Annotated in this window: 14 protein-coding genes; 8 read left to right on the top strand and 6 right to left on the bottom strand. The window is 56.8% G+C overall.

Features of this window, described 5'->3' with window-relative positions; genetic code table 11:
- The first annotated feature begins 87 nt into the window (after positions 1-87).
- Positions 88-912, top strand: coding sequence for a helix-turn-helix domain-containing protein (locus tag AC4IBF_RS05635; RefSeq protein WP_133294896.1), 825 nt, complete (start codon positions 88-90; stop codon positions 910-912).
- Here AC4IBF_RS05635 and arsC read toward each other — a convergent pair.
- Together arsC and bepA are read right to left on the bottom strand one after the other, a co-directional pair.
- The gene (arsC, locus tag AC4IBF_RS05640; RefSeq protein ID WP_491463192.1) at positions 909-1,265 is read right to left on the bottom strand and encodes an arsenate reductase (glutaredoxin); all 357 of its coding nucleotides are present in this window, start codon (positions 1,263-1,265) and stop codon (positions 909-911) included. The genes AC4IBF_RS05635 and arsC overlap by 4 nt on opposite strands.
- Before the next feature lie 18 nt (positions 1,266-1,283).
- The gene (gene bepA, locus AC4IBF_RS05645) at positions 1,284-2,747 is read right to left on the bottom strand and encodes a beta-barrel assembly-enhancing protease (RefSeq protein ID WP_325848837.1); all 1,464 of its coding nucleotides are present in this window, start codon (positions 2,745-2,747) and stop codon (positions 1,284-1,286) included.
- 221 nt (positions 2,748-2,968) lie between these two features.
- Here bepA and AC4IBF_RS05650 point away from each other — a divergent pair, with 221 nt between their 5' ends.
- Positions 2,969-4,033: an AI-2E family transporter gene (locus tag AC4IBF_RS05650; protein WP_033146172.1), complete on the top strand. Its 1,065-nt coding sequence runs from the start codon at positions 2,969-2,971 to the stop codon at positions 4,031-4,033.
- A 95-nt stretch (positions 4,034-4,128) separates the two neighbouring features.
- Here AC4IBF_RS05650 and bcp read toward each other — a convergent pair whose 3' ends face one another.
- Together bcp and AC4IBF_RS05660 are read right to left on the bottom strand one after the other, a co-directional pair.
- Positions 4,129-4,599, bottom strand: a complete 471-nt coding sequence (bcp, locus tag AC4IBF_RS05655; RefSeq protein ID WP_014171119.1) for a thioredoxin-dependent thiol peroxidase — start codon at positions 4,597-4,599, stop codon at positions 4,129-4,131.
- A complete protein-coding gene (locus AC4IBF_RS05660) occupies positions 4,599-5,168 on the bottom strand; it encodes a glycine cleavage system transcriptional repressor (protein WP_023308758.1) in 570 nt (189 codons plus the stop codon). Before AC4IBF_RS05660 ends, bcp begins: the two co-directional genes overlap by 1 nt.
- Positions 5,169-5,313: 145 nt before the next feature.
- On the opposite strand from AC4IBF_RS05660, the gene dapA reads away from it, so the two are divergent.
- The 6 genes from dapA (at position 5,314) to ypfH (ending at position 11,768) form a co-directional block, all read left to right on the top strand.
- Positions 5,314-6,192 carry a 4-hydroxy-tetrahydrodipicolinate synthase gene (dapA, locus tag AC4IBF_RS05665; RefSeq protein WP_008501633.1) on the top strand — a complete coding sequence of 293 codons (879 nt, stop codon included), beginning with the start codon at positions 5,314-5,316 and terminating at the stop codon, positions 6,190-6,192.
- Between the two features lie 16 nt (positions 6,193-6,208).
- Positions 6,209-7,243, top strand: a complete 1,035-nt coding sequence (gene bamC / locus AC4IBF_RS05670) for an outer membrane protein assembly factor BamC (RefSeq protein ID WP_111965182.1) — start codon at positions 6,209-6,211, stop codon at positions 7,241-7,243.
- Between the two features lie 109 nt (positions 7,244-7,352).
- Positions 7,353-8,066 carry a phosphoribosylaminoimidazolesuccinocarboxamide synthase gene (gene purC / locus AC4IBF_RS05675; RefSeq protein ID WP_008501631.1) on the top strand — a complete coding sequence of 238 codons (714 nt, stop codon included), beginning with the start codon at positions 7,353-7,355 and terminating at the stop codon, positions 8,064-8,066.
- A gap of 120 nt (positions 8,067-8,186) precedes the next feature.
- On the top strand, positions 8,187-9,053 hold the full coding sequence (gene ypfJ, locus AC4IBF_RS05680; RefSeq protein WP_111965183.1) for a KPN_02809 family neutral zinc metallopeptidase: 867 nt from the start codon (positions 8,187-8,189) through the stop codon (positions 9,051-9,053).
- Positions 9,053-10,999, top strand: a complete 1,947-nt coding sequence (locus tag AC4IBF_RS05685) for a tRNA(Met) cytidine acetyltransferase TmcA (RefSeq protein ID WP_491463193.1) — start codon at positions 9,053-9,055, stop codon at positions 10,997-10,999. Before ypfJ ends, AC4IBF_RS05685 begins: the two co-directional genes overlap by 1 nt.
- 73 nt (positions 11,000-11,072) lie before the next feature.
- Positions 11,073-11,768 (top strand): esterase, encoded by a 696-nt coding sequence (ypfH, locus tag AC4IBF_RS05690; RefSeq protein ID WP_136195541.1) that lies wholly within the window; start codon positions 11,073-11,075, stop codon positions 11,766-11,768.
- A 38-nt stretch (positions 11,769-11,806) separates the two neighbouring features.
- On the opposite strand, the gene AC4IBF_RS05695 is transcribed toward ypfH, so the two are convergent.
- Both AC4IBF_RS05695 and dapE read right to left on the bottom strand, forming a co-directional pair.
- Complete coding sequence (locus AC4IBF_RS05695) at positions 11,807-12,004, bottom strand: YpfN family protein (RefSeq protein ID WP_491463194.1); 198 nt, start codon at positions 12,002-12,004, stop codon at positions 11,807-11,809.
- Between the two features lie 24 nt (positions 12,005-12,028).
- On the bottom strand, positions 12,029-13,156 hold the full coding sequence (dapE, locus tag AC4IBF_RS05700) for a succinyl-diaminopimelate desuccinylase (RefSeq protein ID WP_325813784.1): 1,128 nt from the start codon (positions 13,154-13,156) through the stop codon (positions 12,029-12,031).

A 13,156-nucleotide genomic window follows, 5' to 3' on the forward strand; every position in this document is an offset into this window, starting at 1 on the left:
GAAGCGTGGCGAGCGAAAGGTGAAATCGGTCACAAAGCAATCGCTACTGTAGTATAAATCTCATAAGATTAGTTCTGAGGACTTGCGATGGAAATTAAACTGCATGCTAATGCCACCACGACGCCGCGCATCCGTCGCTATCTTCAGCAGTCAGATAAAAGCGACAGAGAGCTTGCCGCTGAGCTGGGCATTTCGGTCACTACCGTCAGGCGCTGGCGCAACCGCGAGCAGATTTCGGACAACCACACAACGCCAAAAGTGATACACAAAGCGTTGAGACAAGAGCAGATCGCACTGGTGAATGTCCTGCGTGACGTCTCGGGAGCGCCGCTTGATGAACTGCTGCAGATTGTAAACGGCGTGCTGGGGATCCCCGTATCCCGGGCGACATTGAACCGCTACCTCAAACCTACCTCTGCGCAACAAAGAGGGGCTCCGTTGCAGGGGAAAAAGGCGCTCAAGGCAGGTATCGTGCCGCAAAAACTTCTGTTACATCATCAGCCCCTGTCTCTGCATATGGACGATGGCGGAGAACAGCATCTACTTTGGGCGCGTGAACCGGTGAGCGGCTGGTGCTACGCCCGGCTGTACGCGGGCACTTCTCCGCAGCTGCTGGCCCGCTGGGCGCACGACGCGCTGGAAGCCTGTCCGGCTGATATTCAATCTATTGAGACTTTTGGTTTCGAGGTGAAGCCAGAGGAGCGTAATACCACCGTTACGGTGCATCCGCAGCAATACTCCGCCGTTCAGGTTGCTCAGCCGCTCTGTGAAATCATTCCACGCCTGAACAGTGAGCCGGCAGGCGAGCTGTTGATCCAGCTGTGCGAATTTTACAACCGGGGAAAAGCGCAGAAAAAGTTAGGAGAGAGTACGCCGCAGGCCTTTCTTGAAGCGCTGCGGCGTAACGATTAGAGGATCTCGAGCACGTCTTCCGGCGGACGTCCAATGCGCGCCTGGCCGTTCGCCACCACAATCGGGCGCTCAATCAGCTTTGGATTTTCAACCATCGCCTGGATCAGCTCAGACTCGGTGAGACGGCTGTCATCCATGTTAAGCGACTTATACAGATCTTCTTTCTGACGCATCAGCTCTCTAGCACTGCCCATTCCCAGCATGCGCAGCAGCTGGCGGAGGGTTTGCGCGTCAGGTGGAGTGTCGAGGTACAGCACCACTTCCGGCTCCACGCCGTTAGACTTCAGCAGGCTCAGGGTATCGCGGCTCTTGGAGCAGCGAGGGTTGTGATAAATCTTTACGGCGTCTGTCATGACGTGAATTCTCCTTTATTACATCTTCTCGTACGGCTTAAAGCGCTGCTGCAGGCCGCGCAGCTGATCGATACGCGCGTCGTAACGTGCCTGCTGGAGGCTGCCGAGCTTGACCTGCGAGCTGGCGCTGCTGAGCGCGGAAATCGCCTGATCGAGGCGGCCCACCAGGGCAAAGCCTTCGGCACGCGCCGCAAGCTCCTGATCGCGGTTGCCGAGCTGGGCTTCCGCCTGAGCGAGCAGATCCCAGCCGTTTTGATCGTCTTTATTATTAAAGGTGTAGCGGTTCAGGATAATCGCCGCTTCACCCGGCTGGCCGCCCTGCAGGTAAGCATTCGCCAGGTTAAGCTGCAGCACCGGGTTGGTACGGACGTCTTTCGCCCCTTTCAGACGGTTAATCGCATCGGCGGTTTTCTTCTGCCCCAGATCGATATCCGTCGACAGATCGAGATACCACGGGTTGTTCGGGTCGGCAGCCAGAAGCGGCTGCAGCGCTTTACGCGCCTCGTCGTATTTGCTGGCTTCCATCGCCTGAAGCGCCTGACCATACTGCGCGGCGTTTTTCTCACGCACGTTGCCTTTCGCCAGGGTATCCAGCAGGTCACTGGTGAGCTGGTTACGCCCGGAATTGTACATTCCCAGGGTTCTCACTTTCGCCATGTAGAAATCCTGCGAAGACTGGACCACCACAGGACGCATCTGGTTTGCACGGTTACGCGCGTCCGATAGTCGGCTTTCAGGCAGCGGGTGCGTCAGCAGGATTTCCGGCGGACGGGAAGAGTAACGCGCCTGATCGAGCAGTTTTTCCAGGAAGCTCGGCATGGCCTGCGGGTCAAAGCCCGAGCGCTGCAGCACCTGAATCCCGATGCGGTCCGCTTCCTGCTCGTTTTGTTGGGTAAAGCTGATCATCCCCTGACGTGTTCCCGCCAGCGTACCGGTCAGCGCTGCCATCCCGGCCTGCGGGCTGGCCATCGCCAGCAGAATCGATCCCAGTGCACCCACCCAGGTGAGGGGAGCGTTACGTTTCTGGTCTTCCATCGCACGCGCCAGGTGACGTTGTGTGACGTGCGAAATTTCGTGCGCCATTACCGAGGCCAGCTGGCTTTCGTTGTCAGAGTAACGGAATAACGCCGAATGCAGCACCACGTTACCGCCAAAGAAGGCGAAGGCGTTGATTTCGTCATTATTGATTAAATAGAAATGGAAGGGGGTCTTTACCGAGTCGGCGTGCGCTACCAGACGCATCCCCAACCCGTTTATGTACTGCACCAGCAAAGGGTCGTTGATCAGCGGGGCGCTGCCGCGCAGCTGGCGAACATAGTAATCCCCCATTTGCATCTCTTGCCCAATAGAGAGCGTGCTTCCTGCTGTGGTGCCCATGTCCGGCAATGAATCGGACGAGTCAGCAAAAGCGGGCAACACCTGACCGACCGTCACCGCGGCAATCAGTGTTGCAACCAGTGTTTTTCTCAATTGCCTGAACATAACCACTGTCCTGTATGTTGGATGTGCTAATTTGACCGATGAACCGGCATATCGTTCATCTCTGCTGCCCTGCGAGTGTAGCCGTGTTGTAGCATGAAGAAAATCCCATTCATCAGGGTTTTGCGGATTGCGATCGGGATACAAAAAGCGAAAGTCTTTTTTGTGACAGTTAGATACAATTCACCGTCTCACTCCCGCCATTCGATTCAGGGAAGGGTTGTATGCTCGAAATGTTAATGCAGTGGTACCGGCGTCGGTTCAGCGACCCGGAAGCCATTGCTTTGTTGGTTATTCTGGTTGCCGGGTTCGGTATTCTGTTCTTCTTCAGCGGCCTGCTCGCCCCTCTGCTGGTGGCGATTGTGCTGGCGTACCTGCTGGAGTGGCCCACGGCGCGTCTGGAACATATCGGCTGTTCCCGCCGCTGGGCGACCAGCATCGTGCTGGTGCTGTTTGTCGGCATCCTGCTGTTAATGGCTTTTGTGGTGATGCCGGTCGCCTGGCAGCAGGGAATTAACCTGATCCGCGACATGCCCGGCATGCTGAACAAGCTGTCTGATTTTGCCGCCACGCTGCCGCGCCGTTATCCGGCCCTGATGGATGCCGGAATTATCGACGCGATGGCCGAAAATATGCGCGCCCGCATCATGACGATGGGTGATTCGGTGGTGAAATACTCTCTGGCGTCCCTGGTCGGACTGCTGACGCTGGCGGTTTACCTTGTGCTCGTGCCGCTGATGGTCTTCTTCCTGGTGAAAGATAAAGATCAAATGCTCAACGCCGTGCGCCGTATTCTGCCGCGCAATCGCGGGCTGGCGGGGCAGGTCTGGGAAGAGATGAACCAGCAGATCACCAACTACATTCGCGGCAAGGTGCTGGAGATGATTGTCGTGGGGGTAGCGACCTGGATTGGCTTCCTGATTTTCGGCCTGAACTACTCGCTGCTGCTGGCGGTGCTGGTGGGGCTGTCGGTTCTGATCCCGTACATAGGCGCGTTTGTGGTGACCATTCCGGTTGTTGGGGTCGCGCTGTTCCAGTTTGGGCTGGGGACTGAGTTCTGGAGCTGTTTCGCGGTGTACCTGATTATTCAGGGCCTGGACGGTAACCTGCTGGTGCCGGTGCTGTTCTCCGAAGCGGTGAACCTGCATCCTCTGGTGATTATCTTATCCGTGGTGATTTTCGGCGGGCTGTGGGGATTCTGGGGCGTGTTCTTCGCCATTCCGCTGGCAACGCTGATTAAAGCCGTGGTCCACGCGTGGCCGGATGTGCCGGCGGTGGAAGAGAAGTAGAGGGGGGCGGCCTGATGCCCTCACCCCGACCCTCTCCCACAGGGAGAGGGAGAAAACATGAAAAACGGCAACCTGGGTTGCCGTTTTGCTGTTTATCAGGCGCTTTGTTTCAGCCAGTTCAACACCACGTCGTGGTGGTTGCTGGTTTTGAAGTCGTCAAACACGTGTTCAACTTTACCGTCAGCGTCAATCAGGAAGCTGATGCGGTGGATGCCGTCGTAGGTTTTACCCATAAACGTCTTCTCGCCCCAGACGCCGAACTGCTCGCATACCTGATGATCTTCATCGGAAAGCAGCGTGAAGTTCAGCAGCTCTTTTTCAGCAAATCGTGACAGCTTTTCTGGTTTATCGGTGCTGATACCCAGCACTTCCACGCCGACTTTTTTCAACTCGTCCATGTTGTCGCGTAAGCCGCAGGCCTGTACGGTGCAGCCGGGGGTCATGGCTTTCGGGTAGAAATAGACCAGAACACGCTGTCCCTGGAAGTCGGTCAAATTTACTTGCTCGCCGTCTTGATCCGGTAAGCTAAATTTCGGTGCGATGTCACCGGCTTTCAGTGGGTTCATTACTCAACTCCATCCTGTTCGTGCTGCGAATAATTGACGACGCTTATACTGCCCTGCGCGTTTAATTCTGTACAGAGGGCTTTGAACGCTTGCTCGATATTTGACGCATCCTGTGAGGCAGGGCTGTGCGCGGTAATTTGAATAAACAGCACCGGAAGACCATGGTCATCGCTTGTCTGCGTACGGGAAACCAGTTCGGCAATATTCATCTGATGACTGTCAAAAAGCGCCGTGAAACGCTCAATCAGATGCGGAGAATCAGGCACTTCAACCTGTACCCAGACGGTAGAAGGCAGTGCCGGACGCGGACGCGCAGTGGTGCGCTTCATGACAATCAGCAAATCCAGTTCGGCCCCTTTCAGCGGCAGGGTCGATTCAATCAACGTGATGGCGTTCCATGTCCCGGAAAGTAACATTATAAATGTGAACTCTTCACCGAGCATCGCCAGACGGCTGTCTTCGATATTACAGCCGCAGCTGCTTACGTGGCGGGTGATGGTGTTCACGATACCCGGCCTGTCGGCACCCAGCGCAGTGATAACCAGGTAATGTTGTGATGAGGTTGTCAAACCTGTTCTTCCTTTGCATGGTTAAGTCTTCCTAAGGAAAGCATAAAAAAAACATGCATACAACCGCCTGAGAGCCTCAGGTCGCTTGCTTTTATTACAGTTCCAAACGTAACATTGAGGCTCTTGTTCGCACAGAGGATGGCTCATGTTCACGGGAAGTATTGTCGCGCTTGTTACACCGATGGATGAAAAAGGTAATGTCTGCCGGTCAAGCATGAAGAAGCTCATTGATTACCATGTCGCCAACGGAACCTCGGCGATCGTTTCGGTAGGGACTACCGGTGAATCCGCAACGCTGAGCCACGACGAGCACGGCGATGTGGTGATGCTGACCCTGGAACTGGCTGACGGACGTATTCCGGTCATCGCGGGCACAGGGGCTAATGCAACCGCAGAAGCTATCAGCCTGACCAAACGTTTTAACGACAGCGGCATCGTTGGCTGTCTGACGGTGACTCCTTACTACAACCGTCCTACTCAGGAAGGTTTGTTCCAGCACTTCAAAGCCATCGCTGAACATACTGACTTGCCACAAATTCTGTATAATGTGCCGTCCCGTACCGGTTGCGATATGCTGCCGGAAACCGTTGGTCGTCTCTCGGAAGTAAAAAATATTATCGGTATTAAAGAGGCGACAGGGAACTTAAGCCGCGTTCATCAGATCAAAGAGCTGGTTTCAGACGACTTTATCCTGTTGAGTGGTGATGATGCGACCGCGCTGGACTTTATGCAGCTCGGTGGCCATGGCGTGATCTCCGTAACGGCAAACGTTGCGGCGCGCGACATGGCTGAAATGTGCAAACTGGCAGCAGCAGGTCATTTTGATGAAGCGCGCGTCATTAATCAGCGTCTGATGCCGCTGCACAATAAATTATTTGTCGAACCCAATCCGATCCCAGTGAAATGGGCATGCAAGGAGTTGGGTCTTGTAGCAACCGATACGCTGCGTCTGCCAATGACACCGATCACCGACCACGGTCGTGATATCGTCAGGGCTGCGCTGAAGCATGCCGGTTTGCTGTAGAGTTTAGGGAGATTTGATGGCTTATTCAGTACAGAAGTCGCGCCTGGCGAAGGTTGCGAGTGTTTCGCTTGTTATGCTGCTCGCTGCCTGTAGTTCAGACTCGCGCTACAAGCGCCAGGTGAGCGGTGATGAATCCTATCTGGATGCAACCCCGCTTGCTGAACTTCACGCACCGGCTGGTATGATCCTGCCGATTCAGAACGGCGATTATAATATTCCCGTGACCAACGGCAGCGGCCTGGTCGGTAAAGCGCTTGATATTCGTCCGCCAGCACAGCCTCTGGCGCTGGTTAGCGGGGCGCGTACCCAGTTCACCGGTGATACGGCGTCTCTGATGGTTGAGAGCGCGCGCGGTAGCAATCTTTGGCCGCAGGTTGTCAGCGTCATTCAGTCGAAGAACTACACCATCGATAAACGCGATGACGCCAGCCAGACGTTAACCACCGACTGGATCGAATGGAACCGTCTGGATGAAGACCAGCAGTACCGCGGTCGCTATCAAGTCTCCGTTAAACCACAGGGTTATCAGCAGGCGGTCAACGTTAAGCTGTTGAACCTGGAGCAGGCGGGTAAACCGGTTGCGGATGCCGCGTCCCTGCAGCGTTACAGTACCGAAATGTTGAACGTGATTGCCGCAGGTCTGGATAAGACCGCTACCGATGCCGCCAACGCTGCGCAGAGCCGTAACGGTGTGACCTTCGATGTTCAGAGCGGCGCGGATGATACCGGCCTGCCAATGCTGGTAGTGCGTGCACCGTTTAACCAGACCTGGCAACGTCTGCCAGCAACGCTGGAAAAAGTGGGCATGAAAGTGACCGACAGCACGCGTTCAACCGGCAGCATGACGGCAACCTATAAGCCGCTCTCCGACAGCGCGTGGCAGGAACTGGGCGCGAAAGATCCACAGCTTGCCTCCGGTGACTATAAGATTCAGGTAGGCGACCTAGATAACCGCAGCAGTCTGCAGTTTATCGATCCAAAAGGTCACACGCTGACCCAGTCGCAGAACGATGCGCTGGTCGCTGTCTTCCAGGCAGCATTCAGCAAATAAATACGAGGGCTGGTGAATCCAGCCCTTTTTATTTTAGTGCCACGCAAACGTGTGCGTGGCATAATATCCCCAGTTTTGAACACAAATCATCACACCAGGAGTAATGAAGATGCAGAAGCAAGCTGAGTTGTATCGTGGCAAAGCGAAGACCGTATACAGCACGGAAAACCCGGATCTGTTGGTGCTCGAGTTCCGCAATGATACGTCAGCAGGGGATGGCGCACGCATTGAGCAGTTCGATCGTAAAGGCATGGTGAACAACAAGTTCAACCACTTCATTATGACCAAACTGGCCGAAGCGGGTATCCCGACCCAGATGGAAGCGTTGCTGTCCGATACGGAATGTCTGGTGAAAAAACTGGATATGGTTCCGGTTGAGTGCGTTATTCGTAACCGTGCGGCGGGCTCCCTGGTGAAGCGTCTCGGCATTGAAGAAGGTATCGAACTGAATCCACCGCTGTTCGACCTGTTCCTGAAAAACGATGCCATGCACGATCCGATGGTCAATGATTCCTACTGCGAAACCTTCGGCTGGGTGAACAAAGAGAACCTGGCGCGCATGAAAGAGCTGACCTACAAAGCCAACGACGTGCTGAAAAAACTGTTTGATGACGCGGGCCTGATCCTCGTCGACTTCAAGCTGGAGTTTGGTCTGTTCAAAGGCGAAGTGGTGCTGGGCGATGAGTTCTCACCAGACGGTAGCCGCCTGTGGGATAAAGAAACGCTGGATAAAATGGACAAAGACCGTTTTCGCCAGAGCCTGGGTGGCCTGATTGAAGCGTACGAAGCGGTTGCTCACCGTTTAGGCGTTAAGCTCGACTAACTCCCTCACTTGCCAAAGGATGTTCGCATCCTTTGGCGTCTTACCTTTGTTTCCTATGGTAATCTTGCCGTTAACCGCCTACGATCATAGCTATTATAAATGGAATAGTTAGAGGTGGTTATGCGCTGGCAAGGGCGTCGTGAAAGTGACAATGTAGAAGACAGACGCAGTGATGGCGGCGGCGGTCCTTCAATGGGGGGACCCGGCTTCCGGTTACCCAGCGGTAAGGGCGGCATCATCCTGCTGATTGTGGTTTTAGTCGCGGGTTATTACGGCGTTGACCTCACAGGGTTGATGACCGGTCAGCCGCTGCAACAGCAGCAATCTCAGCACTCCATCAGCCCGAATGAAGATGAAGCGGCCAAATTTACCTCCGTTATCCTCGCCACAACGGAAGACACCTGGGGTCAGCTGTTTGAGAAGATGGGGCGTACCTACCAGCAGCCGAAGCTGGTGATGTACCGGGGCGCAACCCGCACCGGATGCGGCACCGGACAGTCCGTGATGGGGCCGTTCTACTGCCCGGCGGACGGCACCGTCTATATCGATCTCTCCTTTTACGATGACATGAAACGCAAGCTTGGCGCTGACGGTGATTTTGCCCAGGGCTACGTGATCGCGCATGAAGTCGGCCATCACGTGCAAAAGCTGCTGGGGATTGAGCCTAAGGTGCGCCAGCTGCAGCAAAATGCCTCGCAGGCAGAAGTTAACCGACTGTCCGTCAAAATGGAGCTGCAGGCGGACTGCTTCGCGGGCGTCTGGGGCCACAGCATGCAGCAGCAGGGCGTTCTGGAATCCGGCGATCTTGAGGAGGCGTTAAACGCCGCTCAGGCTATCGGTGACGACCGTCTTCAGCAGCAGAGCCAGGGGCGCGTCGTGCCGGACAGCTTCACTCACGGTACCTCACAGCAGCGCTACAGCTGGTTCAAACGCGGCTTCGACAGCGGCGACCCGGCGCAGTGTAATACCTTCGGTAAAGCGATGTAATGCTGGCGTTTGAACAGCTGATACGCGAGCTTGAGCGCACCGGCCATCGTCGGCTGGTGGTGCTCAGCGGCGAGGCGCAGTGGACGTTAACCCAGGCGCTTGCCCTGCGTGCTGCCCTGCCCGGAGACTGGGTTTGGCTTGACGAACATCCTTCAAAAGCCATCAGCGGCCTGCTGGGACGCGAGTTCCGGCATGCTGTTTTTGACGCCAGCGCCGGGTTTGATGTCGCCGCGTTTGCCGCCCTGAGCGGAACGCTGAGCGCCGGAAGCCTTCTGGTGCTGCGGGTTCCGCCACTCGACGCGTGGGCCGGGTTGCCAGACAGCGATTCACTGCGCTGGAGCGACAGCGCGGAAGCAATAGCCACGCCGCATTTTGTCCACCATTTCTCCCGGACGATTGCAGCCGATCCCGACGCGATTGTCTGGCTTCAGGGCCGCGCGTTATCCCTTCCGCCTTTACCCGACGCGCCAGACTGGCAGCCTGCCAGCGGCGCCCCGCAGCGCGAACAGGCTGAGATCCTGGATGTGCTGCAGGGGATGTCGGGTGGCATCGTGGCCGTCACCGCCGCGCGCGGGCGCGGAAAATCAGCCCTGGCAGGAATGTTGCTGAGCCGCATTGCTGGCAGCGCCGTGGTTACCGCGCCGTCGAAGGGGGCAACGGATATCATCGCCCGCTTTGCCGGAGAGCGTTTTCATTTTATGGCCCCGGACGCGCTGCTTGCCTCTTCACGCCAGGCAGACTGGCTGATTGTTGATGAAGCCGCTGCGATCCCCGGACCTCTGCTGGAAAAGTTAGTTGCCCGTTTCCCCCGCGTGCTGTTAACCACCACGGTGCAAGGCTATGAAGGGACGGGCCGGGGATTTTTGCTTAAATTCTGCGGTCGGTTTGCCGGGCTGCAGCGCTACAGCTTATCTACACCTGTGCGCTGGGCGGCGGGCTGCCCGCTTGAGCGGATCGTCGCCAGCGCGCTGCTGTTTGACGATACGCTGATCGACCGTCGCCCGGAAGGAGAGGTGCACTTAACGTCTCTGGCGCCGACGGCATGGGAAAGCCGCCCGGCGCTTGCCGCGAGCGTGTATGAGCTCCTCTGCGCGGCGCATTACCGCACCTCGCCGCTCGATTTGCGCCGCATGATGGACGCGCCCGGGCAGCAGTTTGCCGTTGCCGAAACGAACCCGGTTATCGCCGGGGCGCTATGGCTGGTGGAGGAGGGCGGGCTGTCCCCTGAGCTTAGCCGCGCCGTGTGGGCGGGGTTCCGGCGTCCGCGCGGGAACCTGGTGGCGCAGTCTCTGGCGGCACACGGCGGCTCTCCGCTGGCGGCGACGCTCAGAGGACGGCGGGTGACCCGCATTGCCGTGCACCCTCGCCGTCAGCGGGAAGGGATTGGCCAGGCGCTTGTTCGCAGCGCCTGCGGCGAAGATTATCTGTCGGTGAGCTTTGGTTACACCGATGAACTTTGGCATTTCTGGCAGCAGTGCGGCTTTGTGCTGGTGCGGATGGGCAGCCATCGTGAAGCCAGCAGCGGCTGCTACACGGCGATGGCGCTGCTGCCGCTTAGCGAGGCAGGGCGTCGGCTGTGCGCGCAGGAACATCAGCGTTTGTGCCGGGATATGCGCGTCCTGTCTGCCTGGAACGGTGAAAAGATCCCCGTGGAAGACCGATGGGAAGCTACCCTTAATAGTGACGACTGGCTGGAGCTGGCGGGGTTTGCTTTTGCACACCGGGCGTTTTCAACCTCGGTTGCCGCGCTGACGCGGCTGTTGTTAGCCGTGGACATGCCGCTTCCGGCCCTGCGTGGGAAAATGGCAGGAAAAACGGAAGACGTCGGGCGAAAAGCGTTGCTGGCAAAGCTGCGCAGTGAAACCGCGCAAGCGCTTGAAAGCCTTGATTATCCCCGCTGCCAGCAGTTGAAGGAAGACATTTTGCAATGGCAATTTTTTCAATGACTTCTTCAGTAAAGTGGCATGGTCATTCACGTCGGGAGGCGTAGAATCCAGGTCATCTATTAAGGAGACCACCATGAAACACGATCATTTTGTTGTTCAAAGCCCTGACAAACCGGCTAAACAGTTACTGCTTCTGTTTCATGGGGTTGGCGATAATGCCGTCAATATGGGGCAGATTGGCAGCTGGTTTGCGCCCGTTTTCCCCGAAGCGCTGATTGTCAGCATCGGTGGCGTAGAGCCATGCGGCCCGAACGGGCGCCAGTGGTTCTCGGTTCAGGGCGTGACGGAAGAGAACCGTCAGGCGCGCATTGACGCCATCATGCCGACCTTTATCGACGTTGTCCGCTACTGGCAGCAGCAGAGCGGCGTGGGTGCCGAGGCGACCGCGCTGATTGGCTTCTCGCAGGGGTCAATCATGTCGCTGGAAAGCGTAAAGGCGCACCCGGGTCTGGTGTCACGGGTGATTGCGTTTAACGGCCGTTTTGCGACGTTACCAACAAGCGCAACCACGCAGACCACGATCCACTTAATCCACGGCGGTGAAGACCGGGTGATTGAGCTCTCGCATGCGGTTGCTGCCCAGGAAGCGCTGATTCGGGAAGGTGGGGATGTGACGCTGGATATCGTTGACGATCTGGGCCACGCCATTGACGACCGCAGCATGCAGTTTGCGCTCGATCGTTTACGCTATACCGTACCGAAGCACTACTTTGATGAAGCGCTCAGCGGCGGTAAGCCGGATAACGATGATATTGTTGAGTTTATGTGAGGTTATCCCCTCTCCACAGGAGAGGGGATACGGACCGGTTACTTCTTCTGGTCTTTCTTCGGCCAGTCGTCGTCATCGTCCCACTTGTCGTTGAAATCACGGTGCGGGGGAAGATCCGGTTTGTCGGCGAGAAATTTTTTATGGTCCACGCGCTTAAGGTCTTTAATCACGTTAAGCAGTACGCCGACCAGAAAAACCAACACCAGAACCCACCAGTACTTTGAAAGCCAATCCATTCGCTATTCCTCTCAGAGCGTTCGTCAGGCGACGAGTTGCTCCATAATACGTTGATACATACGGGCCAGCAGTTGCAAATCTGCCGCATTGACACACTCATTTATTTTATGAATGGTTGCGTTCACTGGCCCCAGTTCGACAACCTGAGCACCCATACGGGCGATAAAGCGTCCGTCTGAGGTGCCACCCGTTGTCAGCAGCTGTGGCTTAATTTCATTATAGTGCTCGATGGCGTTCACCACCGCATCCACCAGTTTGCCGCGCTGCGTCAGGAACGGCTGGCCGGAAAGCCACCACTCCACGGTGTAGCGCAGGTGATATTTTTCCAGCAGGGCGACAACCCGCGCCTTGATCATTTCATCGGTCAGTTCCGTGCTGAAGCGGAAGTTGAACTGGACGAAGTAATCCCCCGGGATCACGTTATTGCTTCCGGTCCCGGCCTTGACGTTCGCAATCTGCATGCTGGTCGGCGGGAAGAACTCGTTGCCCTTATCCCACTCAATCGCCACCAGCTCGCTCAGCATTGGCGCAGCGCGGTGGACCGGGTTATCGGCCAGATGCGGATACGCAACGTGCCCCTGAACGCCGTGAATGGTCAGGTTACAGGTCAGCGAGCCACGGCGTCCGTTTTTGACGACGTCACCCACCACTTCGGTGCTGGACGGCTCACCGACCAGGCAGTAGTCGAGACGCTCGTTGCGTGCCATCAGCGCTTCAACAACCTTCACGGTACCGTTGTGCGCGCTGGCTTCTTCGTCGGAGGTTACCAAAAACGCGAGACGGTTTTTGTGGTTGGGATGCTGCGCCACAAAGCGCTCTGCCGCCACGACCATCGCCGCCAGAGAGCCTTTCATGTCTGCCGCGCCGCGACCAAACAGCATGCCGTCGCGAATGGTCGGTTCAAACGGCGGGTTAATCCAGCGGTCCGCGTCACCGGCGGGAACGACGTCAGTATGCCCGGCGAAGGCCAGCGTTTCGCCCTGTCCGCGCCACGCCCAGAAGTTCTGGGTATCGCCAAAGTCCATGCGTTCAACGGTAAAACCGATGGCGCGCAGGCGTTCAATCATAAGAGCCTGACAACCTGCGTCGTCCGGGCTAAGGGAAGGACGGCGAATAAGCTGCTGAGTCAGCTCAATGACCGGGCATGACAT

The sequence above is a fragment of the Enterobacter sp. Taxon_8 genome (assembly GCF_058354585.1).